22 protein-coding genes and 2 tRNA genes are annotated in these 24,266 nt (G+C 72.2%); 14 read left to right on the top strand and 10 right to left on the bottom strand.

What is annotated here, in order from left to right; translation table 11 throughout:
• Nucleotides 1–114: 114 nt before the first annotated feature.
• On the bottom strand, nucleotides 115–705 hold the full coding sequence (locus ACZ4A5_RS20815; RefSeq protein ID WP_398870390.1) for a PPA1309 family protein: 591 nt from the start codon (nucleotides 703–705) through the stop codon (nucleotides 115–117).
• Between the two features lie 145 nt (nucleotides 706–850).
• On the opposite strand from ACZ4A5_RS20815, the gene ACZ4A5_RS20820 reads away from it, so the two are divergent.
• From ACZ4A5_RS20820 to ACZ4A5_RS20835, 4 genes are all read left to right on the top strand, one after another.
• On the top strand, nucleotides 851–3,730 hold the full coding sequence (locus ACZ4A5_RS20820) for a UPF0182 family membrane protein (RefSeq protein WP_467586135.1): 2,880 nt from the start codon (nucleotides 851–853) through the stop codon (nucleotides 3,728–3,730).
• A gap of 54 nt (nucleotides 3,731–3,784) precedes the next feature.
• Nucleotides 3,785–3,858: transfer RNA gene (locus tag ACZ4A5_RS20825), tRNA-Met, on the top strand.
• 235 nt (nucleotides 3,859–4,093) lie between these two features.
• Nucleotides 4,094–5,977, top strand: coding sequence for a tetratricopeptide repeat protein (locus tag ACZ4A5_RS20830; protein WP_467585916.1), 1,884 nt, complete (start codon nucleotides 4,094–4,096; stop codon nucleotides 5,975–5,977).
• 275 nt (nucleotides 5,978–6,252) lie between these two features.
• Nucleotides 6,253–6,326, top strand: a tRNA-Met gene (locus ACZ4A5_RS20835).
• Between the two features lie 61 nt (nucleotides 6,327–6,387).
• Here the strand turns inward: ACZ4A5_RS20835 and ACZ4A5_RS20840 are convergent.
• Nucleotides 6,388–6,810, bottom strand: a complete 423-nt coding sequence (locus ACZ4A5_RS20840; RefSeq protein ID WP_361535283.1) for a Fur family transcriptional regulator — start codon at nucleotides 6,808–6,810, stop codon at nucleotides 6,388–6,390.
• Between the two features lie 159 nt (nucleotides 6,811–6,969).
• On the opposite strand from ACZ4A5_RS20840, the gene ACZ4A5_RS20845 reads away from it, so the two are divergent.
• The gene (locus ACZ4A5_RS20845; protein ID WP_467585919.1) at nucleotides 6,970–8,445 is read left to right on the top strand and encodes a catalase; all 1,476 of its coding nucleotides are present in this window, start codon (nucleotides 6,970–6,972) and stop codon (nucleotides 8,443–8,445) included.
• Between the two features lie 145 nt (nucleotides 8,446–8,590).
• On the opposite strand, the gene ACZ4A5_RS20850 is transcribed toward ACZ4A5_RS20845, so the two are convergent.
• Nucleotides 8,591–8,992 carry a CBS domain-containing protein gene (locus tag ACZ4A5_RS20850; protein WP_467585922.1) on the bottom strand — a complete coding sequence of 134 codons (402 nt, stop codon included), beginning with the start codon at nucleotides 8,990–8,992 and terminating at the stop codon, nucleotides 8,591–8,593.
• Between the two features lie 184 nt (nucleotides 8,993–9,176).
• The gene (gene hisN, locus ACZ4A5_RS20855; protein ID WP_398870396.1) at nucleotides 9,177–9,971 is read right to left on the bottom strand and encodes a histidinol-phosphatase; all 795 of its coding nucleotides are present in this window, start codon (nucleotides 9,969–9,971) and stop codon (nucleotides 9,177–9,179) included.
• 125 nt (nucleotides 9,972–10,096) lie between these two features.
• Between hisN and ACZ4A5_RS20860 the strand changes: the two genes are divergently transcribed.
• The gene (locus ACZ4A5_RS20860) at nucleotides 10,097–10,756 is read left to right on the top strand and encodes a TetR/AcrR family transcriptional regulator (protein ID WP_467585926.1); all 660 of its coding nucleotides are present in this window, start codon (nucleotides 10,097–10,099) and stop codon (nucleotides 10,754–10,756) included.
• 163 nt (nucleotides 10,757–10,919) lie between these two features.
• Here the strand turns inward: ACZ4A5_RS20860 and ACZ4A5_RS20865 are convergent, their stop codons facing one another.
• The 4 genes from ACZ4A5_RS20865 to ACZ4A5_RS20880 all read right to left on the bottom strand — a co-directional run bounded on the left by ACZ4A5_RS20865 (nucleotide 10,920) and on the right by ACZ4A5_RS20880 (nucleotide 14,454).
• Nucleotides 10,920–11,243 (bottom strand): DMT family transporter, encoded by a 324-nt coding sequence (locus tag ACZ4A5_RS20865; protein ID WP_361531828.1) that lies wholly within the window; start codon nucleotides 11,241–11,243, stop codon nucleotides 10,920–10,922.
• 87 nt (nucleotides 11,244–11,330) lie between these two features.
• A complete protein-coding gene (gene rsgA / locus ACZ4A5_RS20870; protein ID WP_398870398.1) occupies nucleotides 11,331–12,335 on the bottom strand; it encodes a ribosome small subunit-dependent GTPase A in 1,005 nt (334 codons plus the stop codon).
• 18 nt (nucleotides 12,336–12,353) lie between these two features.
• Complete coding sequence (gene aroA / locus ACZ4A5_RS20875; RefSeq protein WP_467585929.1) at nucleotides 12,354–13,712, bottom strand: 3-phosphoshikimate 1-carboxyvinyltransferase; 1,359 nt, start codon at nucleotides 13,710–13,712, stop codon at nucleotides 12,354–12,356.
• Between the two features lie 28 nt (nucleotides 13,713–13,740).
• Nucleotides 13,741–14,454 (bottom strand): M50 family metallopeptidase, encoded by a 714-nt coding sequence (locus ACZ4A5_RS20880; RefSeq protein ID WP_467585933.1) that lies wholly within the window; start codon nucleotides 14,452–14,454, stop codon nucleotides 13,741–13,743.
• Nucleotides 14,455–14,495: 41 nt separating this feature from the next.
• On the opposite strand from ACZ4A5_RS20880, the gene ACZ4A5_RS20885 reads away from it, so the two are divergent.
• From ACZ4A5_RS20885 to def, 8 genes are all read left to right on the top strand, one after another.
• On the top strand, nucleotides 14,496–15,308 hold the full coding sequence (locus ACZ4A5_RS20885) for an SOS response-associated peptidase (RefSeq protein ID WP_467585936.1): 813 nt from the start codon (nucleotides 14,496–14,498) through the stop codon (nucleotides 15,306–15,308).
• Between the two features lie 249 nt (nucleotides 15,309–15,557).
• Nucleotides 15,558–16,184: an alpha/beta hydrolase family protein gene (locus ACZ4A5_RS20890; protein WP_467585939.1), complete on the top strand. Its 627-nt coding sequence runs from the start codon at nucleotides 15,558–15,560 to the stop codon at nucleotides 16,182–16,184.
• Between the two features lie 279 nt (nucleotides 16,185–16,463).
• Nucleotides 16,464–17,144 carry a sigma-70 family RNA polymerase sigma factor gene (locus ACZ4A5_RS20895; RefSeq protein WP_467585942.1) on the top strand — a complete coding sequence of 227 codons (681 nt, stop codon included), beginning with the start codon at nucleotides 16,464–16,466 and terminating at the stop codon, nucleotides 17,142–17,144.
• The gene (gene rsrA / locus ACZ4A5_RS20900; RefSeq protein ID WP_467585945.1) at nucleotides 17,141–17,488 is read left to right on the top strand and encodes a mycothiol system anti-sigma-R factor; all 348 of its coding nucleotides are present in this window, start codon (nucleotides 17,141–17,143) and stop codon (nucleotides 17,486–17,488) included. The genes ACZ4A5_RS20895 and rsrA overlap by 4 nt, the downstream gene beginning before the upstream one ends.
• Nucleotides 17,489–17,692: 204 nt before the next feature.
• Nucleotides 17,693–19,021, top strand: a complete 1,329-nt coding sequence (locus ACZ4A5_RS20905; protein ID WP_467585948.1) for an HD-GYP domain-containing protein — start codon at nucleotides 17,693–17,695, stop codon at nucleotides 19,019–19,021.
• Nucleotides 19,018–20,292, top strand: coding sequence for an HD-GYP domain-containing protein (locus tag ACZ4A5_RS20910; protein WP_467585951.1), 1,275 nt, complete (start codon nucleotides 19,018–19,020; stop codon nucleotides 20,290–20,292). Before ACZ4A5_RS20905 ends, ACZ4A5_RS20910 begins: the two co-directional genes overlap by 4 nt.
• Nucleotides 20,293–20,549: 257 nt before the next feature.
• Nucleotides 20,550–21,536, top strand: coding sequence for a tetratricopeptide repeat protein (locus ACZ4A5_RS20915; protein WP_116215906.1), 987 nt, complete (start codon nucleotides 20,550–20,552; stop codon nucleotides 21,534–21,536).
• A 70-nt stretch (nucleotides 21,537–21,606) separates the two neighbouring features.
• A complete protein-coding gene (gene def / locus ACZ4A5_RS20920) occupies nucleotides 21,607–22,236 on the top strand; it encodes a peptide deformylase (RefSeq protein ID WP_398870406.1) in 630 nt (209 codons plus the stop codon).
• A gap of 236 nt (nucleotides 22,237–22,472) precedes the next feature.
• On the opposite strand, the gene ACZ4A5_RS20925 is transcribed toward def, so the two are convergent.
• Both ACZ4A5_RS20925 and ACZ4A5_RS20930 read right to left on the bottom strand, forming a co-directional pair.
• Entirely contained in the window at nucleotides 22,473–23,720 is a 1,248-nt protein-coding gene (locus ACZ4A5_RS20925) for an RNA polymerase sigma factor (protein WP_467585960.1), read from the bottom strand.
• 13 nt (nucleotides 23,721–23,733) lie between these two features.
• Nucleotides 23,734–24,162, bottom strand: a complete 429-nt coding sequence (locus tag ACZ4A5_RS20930; protein WP_467585965.1) for a YciI family protein — start codon at nucleotides 24,160–24,162, stop codon at nucleotides 23,734–23,736.
• Between the last annotated feature and the right edge of the window lie 104 nt (nucleotides 24,163–24,266).

The following is a 24,266-nucleotide window of genomic DNA, read 5'->3' on the forward strand; positions in this document are numbered from 1 at the left end:
CCCCCCACCCCCCCCCCCCCCCCCCCCCCCCCCCCCCCCCCCCCCCCCCCCCCCCCCCCCCCCCCCCCCCCCCCCCCCCCCCCCCCCCCCCCCCCGCCAAGGGAGCGGTGAGGGTCAGTCCTCGAAGGTGGCCGCCAGGGCCTCCGCCAGACCCGGGACCAGATCGGCGCCGGTGAGGACCTCCGTGGGGGAGTCCTTCTCGCGCAGCCGCACCGCGGACTCGCGGGCGCCGTCGCGCAGCACCGCGACCGTCATCCGGACCTCCTGGCGGTCCGGGTGCGCGGCGACCCACTTGGCGAGCTGCTTCTCGTTCAGCCCGTTGGGCACGGTGCCCTCCGCCGACGGCGGCAGCATCAGGCGCTCCACGGTCAGGGCGCAGCCGGTCACCGCGTCCGGCCAGGCGATGGTGCCGAGGAACTTGTCCAGGGCCGTGCCGGCCGGCACCTCGTCCTGTTCGATCGGGGTGAGCGAGGACGTGGCGTTCTCGTCGAGGCCGAGCTGGGAGGCCAGGCCGGGCTCCTGGGCGCGCAGCTTGGCGGTGTCGACCAGGGCGAAGAGCCGGGCGGGCTGGTCCCAGCCCAGGGTGGAGGCGTACTCGTCGATCTCGAGCACGGCGCGGGTGAGCGGGCCGGCCGCCATCGGGGTATTGGGCAGCGCGGGCCCGGAGGAGTCGGCGGGGTCGGGAATGCTGGAAGTGCTGGACATGCTCAATATCGTGCCCTGAGAGTGACCAAAAATGGGAACTGAGTAAAGCCTCGGTAAGTTGCCACACTGGGCCCTAGGATCGCTGGGCCCTGATCGACAAGCTCCACTCACAGCGAACTTCGAGGTGCGCACCTTGGCTTTCCAGATGCCGGACCGCGGCGGAGGCCCGACAGGGCCACGTATCAGAGTCGGCCGCCCGTCCCGGCGGATCCGGACCCTGCTGATGACCTTGGGCGTACTGGCCGCGCTGGTCATGCTCTTCGTGATGTTCGCCGGGTTCTGGACGGACTGGCTCTGGTACCGCTCGGTGCGGTACTCCTCCGTCTTCACCACCACGCTCGGCACCAAGGTCGGCCTCTTCGCCGTCTTCGGGGTGCTCATGGCGCTCGCGGTGGGGATCAACATCTGGCTGGCGCACCGGCTGCGGCCGCCGCTGAGCGCGATGTCGATGGAGCAGCAGAACCTCGACCGCTACCGGATGAGCATCGCGCCGTACAAGAAGTGGGCGCTGCTGGCGGTCGCCACCCTCGTGGGGCTGGTGGCGGGCGCGTCCGCGGCCGGGCAGTGGCGCACCTGGCTGCTGTGGATCAACGGTGTGCCGTTCGGGCAGAAGGACCCGCAGTTCCACAAGGACATCTCCTTCTACACCTTCGACCTGCCGTGGTTCCGCTTTCTGCTGAGTTTCGGCTTCGCGGCCGTCGTCCTCTCGCTGATCGCCTCCGCCCTGGTGCACTACCTCTACGGCGGCCTGCGGCTCACCAGCCCCGGCGGCCGGGCCACCGCGGCGGCCACCGGGCACCTTTCCGTGCTGCTCGGCCTTTTCGTGGGCCTGAAGGCCATCGCGTACTGGCTGGACCGCTACGGGCTGGCGGTGAAGTCCAGCGGGCTGAAGTCGACCGACGGCTGGACCGGCCTGCGTTATGTCGACGCCAATGCCTATCTGCCGGCCAAGACGATCCTCTTCATCATCGCGCTGATCTGCGCCGTGCTGTTCTTCGCGACGCTGTGGCGCCGCACCTGGCAGCTGCCGGTCATCGGATTCGGTCTGATGGTGCTCTCGGCGGTGCTGATCGGCGGGCTCTATCCGGCGATCGTGCAGAAGTTCCAGGTCCAGCCCAATGAGCAGGCCAAGGAAGCGCCGTACATCAAGAAGAACATCACGGCGACCCGCGAGGCGTACGGGATCGACGGCACCGATGTGAAGGACTACGCGGGCAAGGGCGACCCGAAGGACAAGGACAAGCTGCGCGCGGACGTGAACGACACGGCCAGCCTGCGGCTCCTGGACCCGAATATCGTCTCGCCCACGTTCCAGCAGCAACAGCAGGTGCGTGGCTATTACCAGTTCCCGTCCACGCTCGACGTCGACCGCTACAAGAAGGACGGCAAGGAGCAGGACACGGTCATCGGTCTGCGCGAGCTGAACATCAAGGGGATTCCCGAGCGCAACTGGATCAACGACCACTTCAAGTACACCCACGGCTACGGCGCCATCACCGCGAACGGCACCTCCATCACGGGTGAGGGTGAGCCGGACTTCACCGAGAAGAACCTGCCCACCGAGGGCATGCTCGGGAAGTACGAGCAGCGGATCTACTACGGCGAGAAGACCAGCCAGTATTCGATCGTGGGCGGCCCCCAGGCCGAGCTGGACTACTCCAGCGACCAGGGCGAGAAGGGGTACACCTACCAGGGCAAGAGCGGTGTGAACCTCTCGAACCCGGTCAACCGCGCCGCTTACGCCGTGGCCTTCGGTGAGCCGAAGATGCTCTACTCGGGCGCCATCGGCAAGAATTCGCGGATTCTCTACAACCGCACGCCCAAGGAGCGCGTCGAGGCGGTCGCCCCCTGGCTGACCATCGACGGCGACGCCTATCCGGCGGTCGTGGACGGCCGTATCCAGTGGATCGTGGACGCGTACACCACGACCAACGGCTATCCGTACGCCTCGCGCACCACGCTCGGTGACACCACGGCGGACTCGCTGACCACCGGAGCGCGCTCGGTGGTGGCCCAGCAGAACCAGGTCAACTACATCCGCAATTCGGTCAAGGCGACCGTGGACGCCTATGACGGCACGGTCAGCCTGTACCAGTGGGACACCAAGGACCCGGTGCTGAAGACCTGGATGAAGTCGTTCCCGGGCACGGTGAAGCCGAAGAGCGAGATCAGTTCCGCGCTGATGGACCACCTGCGTTATCCGCAGGACCTCTTCAAGGTGCAGCGTGAGCTGCTGACCCGCTATCACGTGACCGACCCGGGCACGTTCTACACGGGCAGCGAGCGCTGGCAGGTGCCGGACGACCCGACCACCAAGGAAGGCAACGCGGTCCCGCCGTACTACCTCAGCATGAAGATGCCGGACCAGCAGAAGCAGACCTTCTCGCTGACGACGACCTTCACGCCGAAGAGCCGGCCGAACCTCGGTGCGTTCATGGCCGTCGACGCCGACGCGAAGAGCCCGGACTACGGGGCCATCAGAGTGCTGAAGCTGCCGTCCGAGACCACGGTCTGGGGTCCGCAGCAGGCGCAGAGCAAATTCAACAGCGACGCGGCCGTCGCCAATGCCATCAACATCTGGAAGAAGGGCGATTCCGAGGTCGAGTACGGCAATCTGCTGACCGTCCCCCTGGACGGCGGGCTGCTGTACGTCGAGCCGGTCTACCTGCGCGGCGCGGGCACGAATTACCCGCTGCTCAAGAAGGTGCTGGTGAACTACGGCGAGAAGATCGCCTTCAAGGACACCCTCGACGAGGCCCTCGACGAGGTCTTCGGCGGGAAGGCGCCGGACAACGGCACCAAGCAGCCGCCGGGGCAGCCCTCGGGCCAGCAGCCGCCCGCGAACCAGACGGTCAAGCAGGCCGTGAAGGACGCTCAGGACGCCTATGACGCCGGTCAGAAGGCGCTCGGGGACAAGGACTGGGGCGCGTACGGCAAGGCCCAGAAGGACCTGAAGGACGCCCTCGACCGGATCGCCAAGGCGGAGACCGGCTCTTCGGACAAGAACGGCAAGCCGGGCAGCTGACACCCATTCGGGAGATCCACCCCGCGCCACCGTGGTACGGTTGTCACACAACGGCGCGGGGTGGAGCAGCTCGGTAGCTCGCTGGGCTCATAACCCAGAGGTCGCAGGTTCAAATCCTGTCCCCGCTACTCAAAGACAAGGCCCGGAGTCCTCGGACTCCGGGCCTTGTCGTGTGCCCGGAGTCCGAGCGGTAGTAGTACCGCGAGGTGTCCGGGAGGGCGCGGTGTGTGCGGGTTGTGTGCGGGGCTTCTGTGGAGAGTTTGGAGCCCCGTCGTGTCGGGAAGTCGGGAAGTCGACAAAACGCTGAAGTGACCTCACTGGCTGCGGCATACCAGGTGTACGCGGGTTGCGGGTGGTGCGACGATGGGGCTTATGGGGGACAGGACGAGGCTGTGGGAGACACGTCGGCTTGTAGAGGCTCCCGGTGACGGGAGCGAGCAGGATCTGACGGCGTACGGGCCGCAGGCGGCGACCGCCGACGCAGGCGACCCCGCCGACCTCGAGTTGGAGACCGCGCGCCGCCGGGCCGCGGAGGCCGGCGACCCGGCTGCCCTGAGCATGCTCGGCGCGCTCCTGCTGCGCCGTGGCGACCTCGACGGCGCCGAGCGCCACCTGCGGGCCGCCACCGCCGACGGGGACCGCTCCGCCGCCAACAACCTCGGCGTGCTGCTGCACCAGCGCGGCTACGGCGACGAGGCCGCCGGCTGGTGGCGCATCGCCGCCGTGGCCGGCTCCGCCGCCGCCGCGCACGCGCTCGGTCGCTACCACCGCGAGCGCGGCGACGAGCCCGCCGCCGAGTACTGGCTGCGCCAGTCGGCTGAATCCGGACACGCGCTGGGCGCCTATGCCCTGGCCGACCTGCTGGAGCACCGCAGCGACGTCGGCGCCGAGCGCTGGTTCCGGGCCGCCGCCGAGCGCGGCCACCGGGAAGCCGCGTACCGCCTGGCCCGCATCCTGGACGGCAGGGCGCCCCGCGCCCGCGCCGAAGGGCTCGCCGGCGGCCTCGGCCCCGGCGGGGTGGAGACCTCCGTCCGCGAACTGCGGGCCGCCGCCGCGGACGGCCGCGAGGGCGGCCCCGCCCGTGAGGCCGAGCAGTGGTACCGGCAGGCCGCCGCCCGCGGCCACCGCCGCGCCGCGCTGCACCTCGGCACGCTGCTGGAGGGCCGCGGTGAGACCCAGGAGGCCGCGCGCTGGTATCTGACCTCCGCCAAGGACGGCGAGTCGCGTGCCGCGTGCGCGCTCGGCTTCCTGCTGCGCGACGCCGGTGACTGCGAGAGCGCCGCCGTCTGGTGGCGCCGCGCCGCCCAGGACGGCGACGGCAACGCCGCCAACGCCCTCGGCGCCATGCACGCCGACCGCGGCGAGTCCGGCGAGGCCGAGCGCTGGTACCGCACGGCGCTCGACCACGGCGACGTCAACGGCGCGTACAACCTCGGCCTGCTCTGCGCCGAGCAGGGCCGCACCGCGCAGGCCGAGCAGTGGTACCGCCGCGCCGCCTACGCCGGGCACCGCGAGGCGGCCAACGCGCTGGCCGTGCTGCTGCTCCAGGGCGGCGACGCGGCCGGTGCCGAGCCGTGGTTCTCCAAGGCGGCCGAGGCGGGCAGCGTCGACGCCGCGTTCAACCTGGGCATCCTCTACGCCGGGCGCGACGAGGAGCGCACGGCCCTCCAGTGGTACGAGCGCGCGGCCACCGCCGGGCACACCGAAGCCGCCCTCCAGGTCGCCATCGCCCTCCTGCGCGACGGCGACGAGGAGGCCGCGGAGCGCCATCTGCGGATCGCCGTGCGCGGCGGCAGCGCCGAGGCCGCCTTCCGGCTGGGCTCGCTGCTCGACCGCGACGACCACGCGCGCGAGGAGTGCGAGGAGTGGTACGGCCGGGCCGCCCGGCAGGGCCACCGGCGCGCCCAGGTGCGGCTCGGCATGCTCGTCGCCGAGCGGGGCGACGTGGTCGAGGCCGCGCACTGGTACCGCGAGGCGGCCGAGGCGGGCAGCCGCAACGGCGCCTTCAACCTCGGGCTGCTCCTCGCCCGCGAGGGCAGCGAGCCGGAGGCGGCCCTCTGGTGGGCGCGGGCGGCGGAGGCCGGGCACGGGCGCGCGGCGCTGCGGCTGGCCCTGCTGGCGGCGCGGCGCGGCGATCTGACCGAGGGGCGGCACTGGTGCGACTGCGCGGTGCGGCTGGGGCCCGCCGAGGTCGCGGAGCGGGCCGCGCGGCTGCGGGACGCCCTCCAGCAGGAGCTGACCGCCTGAGCGCCCCGCCGGAAGTGCCGTGAGACGTGTAGTGAGACGTGCCGTCGGCCGTCCGCGGCGCCGTCGTGGCCGGTCGCGCCCACGCGGCGGAGCCGCTCATGGCCACAGCCCCGAGCCCCTTCAGGGCGCTGCCGAACCGCAGGGCGCTGCCGAACCGCAGGGGACCTCACCCGGCCTGCTGAGGGACCGCGCCTGTCGGAGCCTTCGCCGTACGGCCGACGACTGCGGAGCCGTTTGCTTCTGCTGCGCCGAGCGGGTTAAGGTTGGTTCACTGACGCGGGGTGGAGCAGCTCGGTAGCTCGCTGGGCTCATAACCCAGAGGTCGCAGGTTCAAATCCTGTCCCCGCTACTCAAGGGCAAAGGCCCGGATCCTCAGGATCCGGGCCTTTGTCGTGCTTGCCCGGCCGCCCTCACCCGGCGGCGGAGGTGCAGTTCGGGCAGATGCCGCGGTAGGTGACCTCGACCGCCGCGACCTGGAAGCCGAAGCGCTCCTCCTGCGGGAGCTCCGCGAGCAGGTCACCCGAAGGGTGGACGTCGCGGATGGTGCCGCACCGGGAGCACACCAGGTGCTGGTGCGCGTGGTGGGCGTTCGGGTCGTAGCGCTTGGCGCGGCCGTCCGTGCTCACCTCCAGGACCTCGCCCAGGGAGACCAGCTCCCCGAGGGTGTTGTACACCGTCGCGCGCGAGATCTCCGGCAGCAGGTGCGCCGCCTTGGCGTGCACTTCGTCCGCCGTGTAGTGCACGTGGTCCCCGTCGAGGACCTCGGCGACCACGCGTCGCTGCGCGGTCAGCCGCCAGCCGCGTCCTCGGAGCCGTTCCAGCAGGTCACTCATGCCATTCACCTATCAGTCAGATAGGACCAGCGTAGCAGCGGCCCTCGTCCACCCCTGGATCCGATATCGCCATGGGAGGCATCTTGACTTAGACACGGTCCAATGTAGGATCGATCTCGGCTCAGGCCAAGGTGGCAGGACGATCAGACGGAGGCGAACGTGTCGGTTCAGGGCGAGGCCAGGACGAATGCGGGCCCGCTGACCACGGAGTCCGGTGCTCCGGTCGCGGACAACCAGAACAGCGAGACCGCAGGCATCGGCGGCCCGGTCCTGATCCAGGACCAGCTGCTGCTGGAGAAGCTCGCGCACTTCAACCGCGAGCGGATCCCGGAGCGCATCGTGCACGCCCGCGGCGCCGGCGCGTACGGCACCTTCACGCTCACCCGCGACGTCTCGCAGTGGACGCGGGCGAAGTTCCTCTCCGAGGTCGGCAAGCGGACGGAGACGTTCCTGCGGTTCTCCACCGTCGCCGGCAACCTCGGTTCGGCCGACGCGGTGCGCGACCCCCGCGGTTTCGCGCTGAAGTTCTACACCGAAGAGGGGAACTACGACCTCGTCGGCAACAACACCCCGGTCTTCTTCATCCGGGACGCCATCAAGTTCCCCGACTTCATCCACACCCAGAAGCGCGACCCGTACACCGGCTCGCAGGAGGCGGACAACGTCTGGGACTTCTGGGGGCTGTCGCCGGAGTCCACGCACCAGGTGACCTGGCTGTTCGGCGACCGCGGCATCCCCGCGACGCTGCGCCACATGAACGGCTACGGCTCGCACACCTACCAGTGGAACAACGAGGCCGGCGAGGTCTTCTGGGTCAAGTACCACTTCAAGACCGACCAGGGCATCAAGAACCTCACCCAGGCCGAGGCGAACAAGCTCGCCGGTGAGGACCCCGACAGCCACCAGCGCGACCTGCGCGAGGCCATCGAGCGCGGCGACTTCCCGTCCTGGACCGTGCAGGTGCAGATCATGCCCGCGGCCGACGCGGCCACGTACCGCTTCAACCCCTTCGACCTCACCAAGGTGTGGCCGCACGAGGACTATCCGCCGATCGAGATCGGCAAGCTGGAGCTCAACCGCAACCCGGAGAACATCTTCGCCGAGGTCGAGCAGTCCATCTTCTCCCCGGCGCACTTCGTCCCGGGCATCGGCCCGTCGCCCGACAAGATGCTCCAGGGCCGCCTCTTCGCCTACGGCGACGCCCACCGCTACCGCGTCGGCATCAACGCCGACCACCTGCCGGTGAACCGCCCGCACGCCACCGAGGCGCGCACCTACGGCCGCGACGGTTACGCGTACGACGGCCGCCACGGCCGCGCCAAGAACTACGAGCCCAACAGCTTCGGCGGCCCGGCGCAGACCGGCCGTCCGCTGTGGCAGCCGCTGAGCGTCACCGGCGCCACGGGCACCATCGAGACCCCCTCGCACGCCGAGGACAACGACTTCGTCCAGGCGGGCAACCTCTACCGGCTGATGTCGGAGGACGAGAAGGGCCGTCTCATCGACAACCTCGCCGGCTTCATCGCCAAGGTGTCGCGCGAGGACATCGCCGAGCGGGCGATCAACAACTTCCGCCAGGCGGACCCCGACTTCGGCAAGCGGCTGGAAGCCGCGGTCCAGGCCCTGCGCGGCTGACCCCGTCGGCCGGCTGATCCGCCGTCACGGCGGTGCGCCGGCCGGGGTCGTCCCGACCAGTGGCTTGCCGAAAGAACCGGAGAGGCCGGACGCCAATGGGCTCCGGCCTCTCCGGCTGCCCGCTCGCGGTGCCCCGGCGCGGCCGTCAGTGCGTCAGCGCGTCCGCCCGGGCCCGCGCGGGCGCCCAGCAGCGGATGATGTCGCGCACCGACACCACGCCGACCGGACCCTGGCCGTCGAGGACGATCAGATGCCGGAAACCGCCGCGCGCCATGGCGGACGCGGCCTCGTCCAGCGTCCACCCGGGGGCCGCGAAGACGACGTCGGTGGTGGTGTGGGCGTGGGCCGTCTCGCGGTCCGGGTCCTGGCCCGCGCCGACGGAGTTGAGGATGTCGCGCTCGGTGAGGATGCCGAGCCCGCAGGTGTCGGGGTCGAGTACGACGGCTGCGCCGATCCTGCGCGCGGACATCAGCCGCGCGGCCTGCCGAAGGGTGTGCGCGGGGCCGATGGTGAGGACCACCGTGCTCATGGCGTCGCGGACGAGCATGGTCGGAGCCACCTCCTTGGCGACTGTGCACCCGTGAACGCCCTTCCCTCGAGAAGGTGTTCACAAGTTCACAAGCGTGGGGCTCCTCATCGTCACATGTTCGCGGGGACACAACAAGAGGCGCGTGGAGCCGGAATTCCGCTTCTCCCCGCTCCCGCGCCCAGGTTTGAACCGGGGGCGCGACCTACGTACGCAGATAGCCCAGCAGCTCGTCGTGCAGCAGTCCGTTCGACGCCGCCGCGTCACCGCTGTGCGGTCCCGGCCGGCCGTCCAGGCCGGTGAAGCGGCCGCCCGCCTCCTCGACGATGACCACGTTCGCCGCCATGTCCCACAGCGACAGCTCCGGCTCCGCGCAGATGTCCACCGAGCCCTCGGCCACCATCATGTACGGCCAGAAATCGCCGTAGCCGCGCGTCCGCCAGCAGTCGCGTGTCAGGTCCAGGAAGCCGGGCAGCAGGCCGCGCTCCTCCCAGCCGGTCAGCGAGGAGTACGCGAACGAGGCGTCCTCGATCCGGCCGACCCGCGAGACCTGGAGCCGGCTCGCCGAGAGCAGGCTGCGCCCGGTGAAGGCGCCCGAGCCCTTCGCCGCCCACCAGCGGCGGCCCAGCGCGGGCGCCGAGACCACGCCGACGACCGGCTCGAAACCGCCCTCGACCTGCACCATCAAGGAGATCAGGGTGGCCCAGACCGGCACCCCGCGCACATAGTTCTTGGTGCCGTCGATGGGGTCGATCACCCAGCGGCGCGGGCCCGTGCCCTCGCTGCCGAACTCCTCGCCCAGCACGGCGTCGCGCGGCCGGGCGCGCTGGAGCTGACCGCGGATCAGCTCCTCGGCGGTCCTGTCCGCCTCGCTCACCGGAGTCATGTCCGGTTTCGTCTCGACCTTGAGGTCGAGGGCCTTGAACCGGTCCATGGTCGCCGCGTCGGCGGCGTCCGCCAGGACGTGGGCCAGGCGCAGATCATCGTGGTAGTCGGACATGGCTGAACAGTACCTGTGGGCACCCTCAGGACCTCGACGGCCCGCCCGGGCTCTTGACACCGTCCGGACGCACGTCAATTCTGTGGCCACTACCGCCGTGCGGCCGCACGGCCGGGGAGGCGACGATGCCCGCGGCACGAGAACTCCTGCTGGACGCGGCCTACGCGGCGCTCGACAGACGGCCCTGGAGCGGGGTCCGGATGGTCGACGTCGCGGCCGCGGCCGGGGTGTCCCGGCAGACGCTCTACAACGAATTCGGCAGCAAGGCCGGCCTGGCGCGCGCCCTGGTGCGCCGCGAGGCGGACGCCCTGCTCACCGGTGTCGAGCGGGCCCTGGCCGAGGCGGGCACCACCGCCGACGCCGGTGACCGCTGCGCCGCGGCGGCCGGCTGGATCCTGCGCACGGCCCGCGCCAACCCCCTCGTACGGGCCGCGCTGACCGGCTGCCGAGGCGAGCGGCTGCCCGCCGTCGCGGCCCCCGCGGTGCCCGCCCCGCGCGGCCCGTCCGGGCCCGCCCCGGCGCGCGGCACCCCCACGCCCTGGGCGCTGGCCGACGGGATCCGCGACCGTGCGGCCCGCGCGGTCACGGCGGACCTGGGGCCGGGGGCCGCCGCGGAGACGGTGCTCTGGGCCTGCGAGGTGGCCGTCCGGCTGACGCTGTCCTACGTGGTCGCCCCGGCCGCCTCGCACGAGGAGGCGGCCGGCCAAGTCGCCCGTCTGGTCCGCGCCCTTCTGAGCGACGAGGGAGGCGCCTCGGAGGGCGACCGCACTGTTTCAGCCAACTGACCGGTGCGGAGGGGGCTCTCGCCATCGGGCGGCTCGCGCCTGTGGGGATGTGGCGGTCCGGTCCGTGGCCGCGGGTTGTACGCGGCTTGTCGCGCGGCTCCCCGCGCCTCTGATGGTGCGCGAGCGCGGCCGGCGACGGCGGGCAGCCCCGCGTAAGAGCCGCTCAGTGCGCCGAGCCCGAGAGCTGGAGGCCCATCACGCCCAGGATCACCAGGCCGATCGACACGAGCTTCAGGGTCGAGACCAGGTCGCCGAGGAAGATCATGCCGTAGATCGCCGTGCCCGCCGCGCCGATGCCCGTCCACACCGCGTACGCCGGGCCCACGTCGAGCTTCTTCAGGGACAGCGTCAGGAGCCCGAAGCTGCCGAGTGCGAAGCATGCGAACGCGATCGTCGGCCACAGCCGCGTGAAACCGTGCGAGAGCTTGAGACAGACGGCGAAGCCGGTCTCCAGCAGGCCCGCGACCACGACCAGCAGCCACGCCATCAGTTGCCTCCCGAGTCTTGGTGACCGCCGCTCGTACCGGTGTGTTTGTTGCACTTGCCATCGGCGGTCACTCGCAAACGTAGGCGATCAATCGCCTTCGCGCCGCTCCCTCGTGGCAAGCAGTCGTCGCAAGGAGTAGAGCCGCTGCGGGTCGGCGTGTCCGTCCTCGACCCACTGGTCCAGTGCGCAGTCCTGCTCGTCGTGGCTGCACGCGCGCGGGCAGTCCTCGGTGCCCGGCACCAGGTCGGGGAAGGCGAGGATGACGCGGGAGGGGTCCACGTGGTGCAGGCCGAAGGACCGCACGCCCGGGGTGTCGATGACCCAGCCGGTGCCGTCGGGCAGGGGCAGGGCCAGCGCCGAGGTCGTGGTGTGCCGGCCCCGGCCGGTGACGGCGTTGACGTGGCCGGTGGCCCGCTGCCGTTCGACGAGGGCGTTGACGAGCGTGGTCTTGCCGACGCCGGAGTGGCCGACGAAGGCGGTGACCCGGTCCGTCAGCCGCTCCCGGACCCGCTCGGCGGCCCCGCCGCTCGCCAACTCCTCGCGGCTGGTGACCACATGCGGCACGCCCAGCGCGCCGTACGACTCCAGCAGCTTGTCCGGCGAGGCCAGGTCCGACTTCGTGAGGACGAGCAGCGGCTCCAGGCCCGCGTCGTACGCCGCGACCAGGCAGCGGTCGATCAGGCGGGGGCGCGGCTCGGGGTCGGCGAGGGCGGTGACGATCGCGAGCTGGTCGGCGTTGGCGACGACGACCCGCTCGAAGGGGTCGTCGTCGTCGGCCGTACGGCGAAGCACGGAGGAGCGCTCCTCGACCCGGACGATCCGCGCGAGGGTGTCCTTGGCGCCGCTGAGGTCACCGACCACCGCGACCCGGTCCCCGACCACGGCCCCCTTGCGCCCCAGCTCACGCGCCTTCATCGCGATGATGGTGCGGTCCTCGACGAGGACGTGGAGCCGGCCCCGGTCGACGGTGAGGACGAAGCCCTCGGCGGCGTCCTCGTGCTTCGGGCGGATGTTGGTCCGGGGCCGGTTGCCCTTGCGGTTGGGGCGGACGCGGATGTCGTCCTCGTCGGGGTTCTTGCCGTAGCGGCGCATGGTGCTCTTCCGCTCTTCTCAGGCTCTCGACACCGTCGTCGCCCCCGCGACGGGTCCCAGCATCCCGGTCCACAGCTCCGGGAAGTCCGGCAGGGTCTTGGCGGTCGTCGCGACATTCTCCACCTGGACGCCGTCGACGGCGAGGCCGATCACGGCCGCCGCGGTGGCCAGCCGGTGGTCCTCGTAGGTGTGGAAGACGCCGCCGTGCAGCGGGCGCGGGCGGATGCGCAGGCCGTCCTCGGTCTCGGTGACGTCGCCGCCGAGCTCGTTGATCTCCTTGGCGAGCGCGGCCAGCCGGTCCGTCTCGTGCAGCCGCAGGTGCGCGATGCCGCTCAGGACCGACTCCGAGCCGGCGAGCGCGGCGACCGCCGCGATCACCGGGGTCAGCTCGCCGACGTCGTGCAGATCGGCCTCGATGCCGGTGATCCGGCCGGTGCCGGTGAAGGTCAGCCCGGCGTCGGACAGTTCGCAGCTGCCGCCCATCGCGGTGAAGATCTCGCGCAGCGCGTCGCCGGGCTGCGTGGTGCGCTCCGGCCAGTCGGGGATGGTGACCCGGCCGCCGGTGACCAGGGCGGCCGCCAGGAACGGCGCCGCGTTGGAGAGGTCCGGCTCCACGACGATGTCGCGGCCCAGGAGCGCGCTGGGGGAGACCCGCCACACATCGGCCTCGCCGCCCGACTCCGGGGTGTCGACCTGGGCGCCCGCCATGCGCAGCATGTCCACGGTCATCCGGATGTGCGGCATCGACGGCAGGGCGGTGCCGGTGTGCCGCACCTCGACGCCCTGGTTGAAGCGCGGCGCGGACAGCAGCAGGGCGCTGACGAACTGCGAGGACGAGGACGCGTCGATCTCGACCGTCCCGCCGTCCAGCGCGCCGCCGCCGTGCACGGTCAGCGGCAGCGCGCCCCGCTCGTTGTCGTCGATGCGGGCGCCGAGCGCGCGCAGCGCGTCGATCACGCCGTGCAGCGGCCGCTCGTAGCTGCGCGGATCGCCGTCGAAGCGGATCGGGCCGTCGGCGAGGGCCGCGACGGGCGGCAGGAAGCGCATGACGGTGCCGGCGTTGCCGACGTCGACGGTGGCCGGGCCGTGCAGCCGCGCGGGGATCACCCGCCACGCCTCGCCCGAACCGGCGCCCGTGGAGGACGACGAGACGGTCTCCTCGATGCCCACGCCCATGGCGCGCAGCGCCTCGGCCATCAGCAGGGTGTCCCGCGAGCGCAGCGGGCGGCGGATCCAGCCGGGCTCGGCGGCCAGCGCGGCGAGCACCAGTGCGCGGTTGGTGACCGATTTCGATCCCGGCACGGTGACGGTCGCGTTGACGGCCCCGCTCGCGAGGGGGGCAGGCCAGAGGTCGGTGTGTGCAGGGCTCTCGGTCATGCTCTTTACCTTAGTGGCTCGAACGCGGTCACAGCCCGAGCAGCCAGCGGCCCCCGCCGGTCAGCGCGCACAGCGAGACCACGTGGAAGAAAAGCAGCCAGACGAACGGGGGCGCGTTCGTGAGGCGGGCGAGCTGGTCGGCGTCGGAGTCGCCCGCGTGGCCGTGCCGCCGCTTCGCCTGGAGCTCGAAGGCCGGCCGGACGCCGCCGAGCAGCATGAACCAGACGACCCCGTACGCGAACAGCGCCTGCACCGCCGGGCCCGCGAGCCAGGAGACCAGGACGAAGGCGGCGCCGGTCAGCACCACGGTCAGCACGCCGAAGGCGTTGCGGACCATCACCAGCAGTGCGGCGAGCAGTGCGGTGGCTCCCCACAGGAGGGCCGTGATGTGCCCGGCGGCGAGCAGCCAGGCGCCGCCGAGGCCGAGCAGCGAGGGGGCGGTGTAGCCCGCGGCGGCGGTCAGGATCATGCCGAGACCGGTGGGCCTGCCGCGGGAGACCGTCAGCCCGGAGGTGTCGGAGTGCAGCCGGATGCCGTCCAGGCGGCGGCCGCTGAGCAGGGCCACGAGGCCGTGGCCGCCCTCGTGGGCGATGGTTATCGCGTTGCGGGTGATCAGCCAGACGCGGCGCGGGACGACCGCGGCGAGCGCGACGACCCCGGTGGCGACCACCAGCCACAGCGTGGGGTCGGGCTGGGTCCCGACCACCCGGTCCCACAGGGCGGTGGCGTTGGTGCTGTCCATTTGTGCGCGGCTCCTCGGGGGTCCGTGGCAGGGTGGCGAACATGTGTGGTCGATATGCGGCGAGCCGGAGTCCCGAGGACCTCGTGGGGCTCTTCGGCGTCGAGAAATGGGAACCGGCGGAGACGCTCGCCCCGGACTGGAACGTCGCGCCGACGAAGAGCGTGCACGTGGTGCTCGAACGTCCTCTGAAAGACGCCAGGGAGCGCGGTCCGGTTCGCCAGCTCCGCGCACTGCGGTGGGGATTGGTTCCATCCTGGGCGAAATCGCCCGAGGGCGCCGCGAAGATGATCAACGCGCGGGCGGAGACGGTCCACGAGAAGCCGTCCTTCCGGCGGGCCTTCGAGTCGCGCCGCTGCCTGATACCCGCCGACGGCTATTACGAGTGGGTCACCGGCGCGGACGAGCGCGAGCTGGAGGAGCGCGGCCGCCGGAAGCGGGCCCGTAAACAGCCGTACTTCGTGACCCCGGAGGACGGCTCGGTCCTGGCCATGGCCGGCCTGTACGAGTTCTGGCGCGATCCGGCGCTGCCCGCCGACCATCCCCAGGCGTGGTGGGCCACCTGCACGGTGATCACCACGGAGGCGTCCGCCGAGCCGTTCGCCGCCGCGGGCGGGGAGGGGCCGCGGTCCCTGGCGGAGATCCACCCGCGGATGCCGGTGGTGCTGCCGCGGGAGCGGTGGGGGGCTTGGCTGGATCCGTCCTGTACGGATGCCGGCGCGCTGCGAGGGGTGTTGTCGTCCGGAGCCGCGGCTGTACGGGCCTATCCGGTGCGGACGTCGGTGAGTGATGTGCGCAACAACGGGCCTGAGCTTGTCGAGGAACTTCCGGCTCCGGAGGAGTCGACGCTGTTCTGAGGGGGTTTCGCCGCGTTGTCCTCAATCGCCGGACGGGCTGATTGTGGTGGGGCTACGGTCCGCACATCCAGCCCGCCCGGCGATTGAGGACGCGCCCGCAGGGCGCTCCCGCCGCAGGCGGCAGACGGATCCGCAGCCGGGAGTCTGGGGCGCGAGCCCCAGTTCGGGAAGGGGCGGGGCTGGGGAAAAGCCCGCCGCAGGCGACACCGTGCCACGCCACCCCGCCGTACCCACCGGCAAGATGGACCCGTGATCCAGACAGCCCCCACCCCCGTCGGCGACGCCAGGATCCACTGGTTCGGCGCCGCGAACGCGAAGCTCACCCTCGCCCTCGGCCACGGCGCCGGCGGCGGCGTGGAAGCGCGGGACCTGCGAGCGCTCGCCGCCGCGCTGCCGGAGCGCGGCGTCACCGTCGCCCTCGTGGAACAGCCCTGGCGCGTCGCCGGTAAGAAGGTCGCCCCGGCGCCGAAGACACTCGACTCCGCGTGGACGGCCCTGTGGCCGGTGATCGCGGAGCGCGGCGGGCCGGTCGTCGCCGGGGGCAGGAGCGCCGGTGCGCGCGTCGCCTGCCGTACGGCGAAGGAGCTGGGCGCCGTCGCCGTCCTCGCGCTGAGCTTCCCGCTGCACCCGCCGGGCAAGCCGGAGAAGTCCCGCGCGGAGGAGCTGACGGGCGCCGGCCTGCCCACCCTCGTCGTCCAGGGCGCGAAGGACCCGTTCGGCCGTCCCGAGGAATTCCCGCCCGGCACGCGCCTGGTCCCGGTGCCGGACGGCGACCACGGCTTCGCCGTGCCGAAGAAGGCGGCCATCGGCCAGGACGGCGCCCTCGCGGTGATCACCGAGGCGGTCGCCGAATGGCTCGCGGGGCTGCCCGGCTGACCCGTTCGGCCGCCGTTCGATCACGTCCCGCCGACCGGGAATGCGCGGCCGGGCACCGCTGTTGTGCACAACGTCACCACGCACTGGCACGACAGAGGAATGGGAGCTCGCAGCATGGGTTCGACCGCATGCCTGTCCCGCCCGCAGACGCCTGACCTGGGGTGGTCGGCGCTGCATGTGGCGCAGCCCGCTTCTCCTGAAGCGGCGGACGGGCCGGATCGTCGTCTATTCTCCGATTCGAGCGGGTCCGTTTCCGGTTCCGCCAGGCTGTCGGAGGAGGTGGGTCCGGTCGCTGGGACCGACGAGGGGACCGATGACGGAGCCGTCGGCGCCGAAAGCGCCGCCGAACGCAACGCCCGCTTCGAGCGGGACGCGCTGACCTTCCTCGACCAGATGTACTCGGCCGCCCTGCGCATGACGCGCAATCCCGCTGACGCGGAGGACCTGGTCCAGGAGACGTACGCGAAGGCGTACGCCTCCTTCCATCAGTTCCGCGACGGTACGAACCTCAAGGCGTGGCTGTACCGCATCCTGACCAACACGTTCATCAACTCCTACCGCAAGAAGCAGCGTGAGCCCCTGCGCAGCGCGTCGGAGGAGATCGAGGACTGGCAGCTCGCCCGCGCCGAGTCGCACATGTCGACCGGCCTGCGCTCGGCCGAGTCCCAGGCCCTGGACCACCTCCCGGACTCCGACGTCAAGGAGGCCCTTCAGGCCATTCCCGAGGAATTCCGCATAGCGGTCTATCTCGCGGATGTGGAGGGCTTTGCGTACAAGGAGATCGCGGACATCATGGGTACGCCCATCGGCACGGTCATGTCCCGGCTGCACCGGGGCCGCCGCCAGCTGCGCGGAATGCTGGAGGATTACGCCCGCGAGCGCGGTCTGGTCCCGGCGGGTACGGCCCCGGCGCCGAACGGTTCCGACGAGTCGCACAATCGGAAAGGCTCGGACTCATGAGCTGCGGAGACCCGCACGAGACGGACTGCTCTGAAGTCCTCGACCATCTCTACGAGTTCCTCGACCACGAGATGCCCGACGGCGACTGCGCCAAGTTCGAGGTGCACATCGACGAGTGCTCCCCCTGCCTGGAGAAGTACGGTCTGGAGCAGGCGGTGAAGAAGCTCGTCAAGCGCTGCTGCGGCCACGACGACGTCCCCGCCGACCTCCGCTCCAAGGTCATGGGCCGCATCGAGCTGATCCGCTCCGGGCAGTCGGTGCCGGACCACGACGTGGTGGCCGAGGCCCGGGCGGCGGAGGCCGCCAGGTCGGCCGAGGCGGCGGGCAGGCTCGCGCAGGACTGAGCCGGGCCACCCCCTCCCACCTGCGCTCTTTCTTCAGGACCGCAGAGCAAACACCCTCCCCGGGGAACATCACCCGAAGGTGTGCAACCGGTCGGTTCGGCCGGGGTAATACCCGAATGCGCCGTTCCTGGGCGTCCCCTCAGCCTATTCTCCCCATCCTGACGGCAAGCTGGCCTGCTTCGTACGGGACGGGGAGGACGCGCCATGTGGACAATTCCGGCGGTGGCACGCGGTTGTGTCGCGTGTGCCGTGGTCGCCGCGGCCCTGTGCGCCGCGCCCGCCGTGCGGGCCGGAACCGCGGCCCCCTGGACCGCGATCGCCCTGCTCGCCGCGGTCTGCGCGGTCTGTGAACGGCTGCCCCGCCGCACGCTGACCCTCCCCGTGCTGCTCGCCGGGGCGTTCCTGCTGCCCCCGGCGGCCGCCGCGCTCGTCGCCGTGCCCGGCGCGCTCGCGGGCCGCGTCGAGCAGCGCCCGGTGTGGGTGCGGCGCTGGTGGCACGCAGCCCAGCTGTCGCTCGCCGCGTGCGCCGCCTCGTACGTCTTCGCCGCCATGGCCCCCGGCCGCGCCGCGTTCACGGTGGCGCTCGTGCCCGCCCTCGCGGCCGCGCTCGCCTTCTGCCTCGTCACCGCCGTCCTCGACGGCGTCATCCGGTTCACCGCCGAGCGCCGCTCGCCGCGGGCCGCCTGGCGCGGCCTGCTGCCGGGCCCGCTGCTGCCCGCGCTGGTGCACGGGCCGACGGGCCTGATGACGGCGGTGCTCTGGCGCAGCGCGTACGGACCGCCGGCCGCGCTGCTCGTGCTGCTGCCCATGTGGGTCTCGTCCTGCTTCCTGGACCGCTACGAGCGCGAGCGCGGCGCCCACCAGGCCACCATCCGGGCCCTGGTGCAGGCCGTCGACCTCAAGGACCGCTACACCCGCGGCCACAGCGAGCGCGTCGGCCGCGCGTCCGTGCTGATCGCCCGCGAGCTGGGCCTGGCGGGGGAGCGGCTGGAGGCGCTGCGCTTCGCGGGCATCCTGCACGACATCGGCAAACTCGGCATTCCCACCCGGCTGTTGCGCAAGGACGGCCCCCTGACGCCCGAGGAGCGGCGCCTCATCGAGCTCCACCCGGAGTACGGCCACGAGATGGTCCGCGGCATCGGCTTCCTGGACGAGGCGCGCGCCGCGATCCTCCACCACCACGAGCGGCTGGACGGCAGCGGCTATCCGTACGGGCTCAGCGGCCGGCAGATCCCGCAGTTCGCGCGGATCGTCGCCGTCGCCGACGCCTTCGACGCGATGACCTCCACCCGCAGCTACAGCCGCGCCCGGCCGGTCGCCGTCGCGATGGCGGAGCTGCACCGCTGCTCCGGCACCCAGTTCGACCCGCGCATGGTCGACGCGCTGGAGGCCGCGCTCGACCGGCACGGCTGGCACCCGGCCGTCACCTCGGAGGGCTCCCTGCTCACGGAATGCATAATTCTGCCCAGCGGAAACGTCCCTTCTGTGAGGGAATCGGTCACCGGAGCGACCCGTCACGGCGGCGAGGGATGATCGCGTCTTCGGCATCGACGACATGTCCGGACGGCACCCTGGTCGTCCGCTGGGTGCACACCGCCGCCGCGGCCGCCGCTGTGACCGCGCTCGTGTGGACCGTCCGGCAGGGGATGGCCCAGCCCCAAGTGGCCCTGGCCTTCGGCGTGTTGATCACCTTGGGTGAGGCCGTCCGGCGCCGTCCCACCGCTGCCGCGGAGGCCCGCGAGCCCGCGCCCGTCGGCGCCGCCGGGGCGCTCGCCTACGCCCTGCTCGGCGAGGTCGGCGGGCGGCCCACCACGCACGGCCCGGCCCAGGTCGTATCCGTCGTCCTCGCCGCCACGCTCGCCGGCGCCCTCGGCCGCCCGCCCGCGCGCGACCACCTCGCGCGCCGCCTGCTCACCACCGGCTTCGCCGCCGTCTGCTTCCAGCCCCTGCACAACTCCGGCGCCCTCGACCGCTGGCCCGGCCACAGCCCGTACTACGCGCCGTTCCTGCTGCTCCTGCTCGCGCTGACCGCCCTGTGCGACGCCGTCCTGGCCGCCGCCCTGTCCCGTGCCCGCACCGGCGGCCCGTACGGCCCGGCGCTGCGCGACGAGCTGCGCGCCCTGCCCGGCATCGGCACGGCGATCTGCGCGACCGGCGTGGTCATGGCCCTCGCCGTGGCCGTCGCCGGGCTCTGGGCGCTTCCGGTCTTCTGCCTGCCGCTGCTGCTCACCCAGCTGTCCTTCCGCCGCTACACCGCCGTGCGCGCCACCTGCCACCAGACCATCGCCTCCCTGGCGCGCTCCACCGAGATCGCCGGGCACACCCCGGCCGGACACGCCCGCCGCGTGGCCGCGCTCAGCCGCGCCACCGGGCGGGAGCTCGGCCTGGCCGAGGCGGATCTCACCGTGGTGGAGTACGCGGCGCTGATGCACGACATCGGCCGGCTCTCGCTGCTGGATCCCGTGCCCGCCGGGGCGACCGAGCTCCTGCCGCCCGCCGAACGCCGCCGCATCGCCCTGCTGGGCGGCGCGGTCGTCCGGCAGACCGGGGTGCCCGCCGAGGTCGCGGTGGTCGTGGAGCGCCAGGCCGACCCGTTCCGTGAGCAGCCGCTCACCGCCCGGATCGTCCGCACGGTCAACGCCTACGACGACCTCGCGGGGGCCGCCGCCTGCGGCCCGCTGCGTGCCCTGGAACGGCTGCGGCTGGCCACGGCCCACGACCACGATCCCCAGGTCGTGGAGGCCCTGGCCCGGGTGCTGGCACGGGCCCCCTGCCCGCCCCGGACCCCGCCCCCGGAGCCGTAGGAGTCCCGCCGAAACCCGTGCGGCCGCTGAACCCACGGGTAATGAGCGGGCGTCCAAAGGGGCATGGTTGGATGCGAAGAGAAGAAAACGACACACAGAGCGCGGACTACGGGGGGTGCCGCGCGCGTCGCCATCGAGGAGTGGCGGGCGCAGCTTCCCGGAGCAAGAGAGATGTGGCAGGTTGTCGTCAGGGAGGACGGCGGCCGTCACCTGGGTCATCCGGCGTGGTCGCACGCAGAAACCGGCAGGCGGGAATCGTGAGGATCTTCGGCAAGGTACGGCATCGGCCTTCCGCCTCGTGGCGGCAGGCCACCGACCGTGCTTTCACTTTGATCGGCGACGGCCGGTACGAGGACGCGGGAGCGCTGCTGACCCGTGCCGCCGACATGGAGCCGTGGCTGTCCGAGTCGTGGTTCAACCTCGCTCTGCTGCACAAGTTCCGGCACGACTGGGAGCAGGCCCGCGCCGCCGGGCTGCGGGCCGTCGCCCTGCTGGACCGCGAGGCGGGCGCCCCCGACTGGTGGAACGTGGGCATCGCCGCCACCGCCCTCCAGGACTGGCCGCTGGCCCGCCGCGCCTGGCAGGCGTACGGCCTGCGGGTGCCCGGCGAGGCGGCCCCGGCGGGGGAGCCGGTCGGCATGGAGCTCGGCAGCGCGGCCGTACGGCTCTCGCCGGAGGGCGAGGCAGAGGTCGTCTGGGGCCGCCGGCTCGATCCGGCCCGGATGGAGGTCCTCTCCATCCCGCTGCCCTCCTCCGGGCGGCGCTGGGGCGAGGTCGTGCTGCACGACGGCGTCCCGCACGGCGAGCGGGTCACCGCCGCCGGGCCCTCCTACCCCGTCTTCGACGAGATCGAGCTGTGGGCCCCCTCGCCCGTGCCGACCTGGGTGGTCCTCCTGGAGGCCGCCACCGAGGCCGACCGGGACGCCCTGGAGCGGCTCGCCGCCGACGCGGGCTTCGCCGCCGAGGACTGGTCCTCCTCCGTGCGGCTGCTGTGCCGCACCTGCTCGGAGAGCCGGATGCCCAGCGACGAGGGCGACGGCGAGCACCTCGACCCGCACGACCACAGCGAGCCGGGCCACCCGGGCCCGCTCGGCCACCGCACGGCCGGCTCCGGCTCGCTCTGGGTGCCCGAGCGCGAATGCGGCATCGCCGCCCCCGCCGGGCTCGTCCGCGGTCTGCTCGACGGCTGGGTCGCCGACAGCCCGGACACGCGTGAGTGGCGCGATCTGGAAGAAGTCTGCTGAGGGCGCCCCGCGGCTCCCTTACACTGTAAAGGCATCATTTTTTCGGGTTTTGAGAGAGGCGTACGGCGGAATGGCGCAGCAAGAGACTCAGCAGCCGGTGAACGACGAGTTCATCGTGGACACCGAGGACTGCGAGGAGCGCGAGCGCGCGCACCGTGAGCGCGGCACGTCCCGTCCGATCACCGTCGTCGGCAACCCCGTGCTGCACAAGGAGTGCAAGGACGTCACCGAGTTCGGCGACGAGCTCGCGCAGCTCATCGACGACATGTTCGCCAGCCAGCGCACCGCCGAGGGCGTGGGCCTGGCCGCCAACCAGATCGGCGTCGACCTGAAGGTCTTCGTCTACGACTGCATGGACGACGAGGGCGTACGGCACGTGGGCGCCGTCTGCAACCCCGTCCTCGACGAGCTCCCGGCCGACCGCCGCGTCCTCGACGACTCCAACGAGGGCTGCCTGTCCGTCCCGACCGCCTACGCGTCGCTGGCCCGCCCGGACTACGCGGTCGTCCGCGGCCAGGACGCCAAGGGGAACCCCATCGCTGTCGAGGGCACGGGCTATTTCGCGCGATGCCTCCAGCATGAGACGGATCACCTCTACGGCTACCTCTACATCGACCGGCTCTCGAAGCGGGACCGCAAGGACGCTCTTCGCCAGATGGCGGAGGGGACGCCGCGGTATCCGGTGGTGGCCAACGACTGATTCGGGGGGCGGGTGGCTACGCGCCTCGGACCCCCGCAACACGCTTCGCGCGTTGTCCTCAAACGCCGGACGGGCTGATTTGGCTGAGCTCAGCCATATCCAGCCCGTCCGGCGTTTGAGGACGCGCCCGCAGGGCGCTCCCGCCGCAGGCGGCGAACCGGCCCGCAGCCGGGGGTCTGGGGCACGCGCCCCAGTTCGGGAAGGGGCGGGGCTGGGGAAAAAGCCCGCCGTAGGCGTCAGATGCCGCAGTCCTCCGCCCGCCGGCGCAGAAGAACCCGCTCCCTCTCGTTCCGCGTGAGCCCCGCCGCCCGCAAGAACTCCGCCCGGGCCTCCGCCCGCCGGCCCAGCCGGAAAAGGAGATCGCCCCGGACACTCGGCAGCAAGTGATAGTCCCGCAAGGCCGGTTCGGAGGAGAGCGCGTCCACCAGCCGCAGGCCCGCCTCCGGCCCCTCCGCCATCGACACGGCGACCGCGCGGTTGAGTTCCACGACGGGGGACGGCGTGCGCTCGGCGAGGGTCGCGTAAAGGGCGGCGATGCGCGGCCAGTCCGTGGCCTCGGGGGTGTGCGCCCGCGCGTGGCACGCGGCGATCGCGGCCTGGAGGGCGTACGGACCGTACGCGCCGCCCAGTTCCTCCGCGCGGGCCAGAGCCGCGAGGCCGCGCCGGATCAGCAGGTGGTCCCAGCGGCCGCGGTCCTGATCCAGGAGCAGGACGGGCTCGCCCGAGGGGCCCGTGCGCGCGGCCGAGCGTGACGCCTGGAGCTCCATCAGCGCGACCAGCCCATGGACCTCCGCCTCCTTCGGCATCAGCGTGGCCAGGACCCGGCCCAGCCGCATCGCCTCCTCGCACAGCGCCGGCCGCATCCAGTCGTCGCCCGCCGTGGCCGCGTAACCCTCGTTGAAGATCAGGTAGATGACCTCCAGCACGGAGGAGAGCCGGTCGGCGAGCTCGTCGGCGCCCGGCACCTCGAAGGGCACCTCCGCCGTGGCGAGGGTCCGCTTGGCGCGCACGACGCGCTGGGCCACGGCCGGCTCGGAGACCAGGAAGGCGCGGGCGATCTCCGCGGTCGTGAGGCCGCCGAGCAGCCGGAGCGTGAGCGCGACCCGGGCCCGGGTGGACAGCACCGGGTGGCAGGCGACGAACACCAGCCGCAGCAGGTCGTCCTCGACGGCGGCCGGCTCCGGGGCCGGCCACTCCGTCTCCAGGCCGTGGCCGAGCAGGGCCAGCTTGCGCGCGTAGGTCTCGTTGCGGCGGATCAGATCGATCGCGCGGTGCTTGGCCGTGGCCATGAGCCAGGCACCCGGATTGTCAGGGACGCCCGAATCGGGCCACTTCTCCAGCGCGGCCACCAGAGCGTCCTGCGCGAGCTCCTCGGCGATGCCGAGGTCGCGCACGATGCGGGTCAGCCCGGCGATCAGCCGGGCCGACTCCACACGCCACACCGCCTCGATCGCGCGATGGGTGTCGGAGGTCGTCACGACCACCCATCGTACGAAGCTACCGCCCCGTCCGCTTGCGCAGCTCCTCGCGCATGGCCGCCTCGCGCGCCGCGTCCTCGGCACAGAGGACGTCCTCCGGGAAGTCCGTGATCTCGAAGACCGGGCGGACCTCGATCTCACCGTCCTGGAAGGGCACTCGCCGGGCCCACTCGAGGGCCTCGTCGCGGTCCTTCACCTGGATGATCCAGAAGCCGGCGATCAGCTCCTTCGTCTCGGCGAAGGGCCCGTCGGTGACGGTCGGCCTCCCGCCCGAGAACGAGACCCGCGCGCCCTCGGAGGAGGCCCGCAGGCCGTCGGCCGCGAGCAGTGCCCCGGCCTTGACCAGCTGTTCGTTGTACTGCCCCATCTCGGCGAGCATTTCCTTGGTCGGCAGTACGCCGGCCTCGGACTCCTCGGTCGCCTTGACGATCATCATGAAGCGTGCCATCGCGCGTCTCCTGTCCGGGTGGGGGCGGGACGCCGGGCGGGGATTTCCGCCCGGCCGTTCCCGGCCCTTCACCTATACGTCGAACGGCAGACGCGCGGATCGAC

The sequence above is a fragment of the Streptomyces sp. NPDC025618 genome (assembly GCF_055558795.1).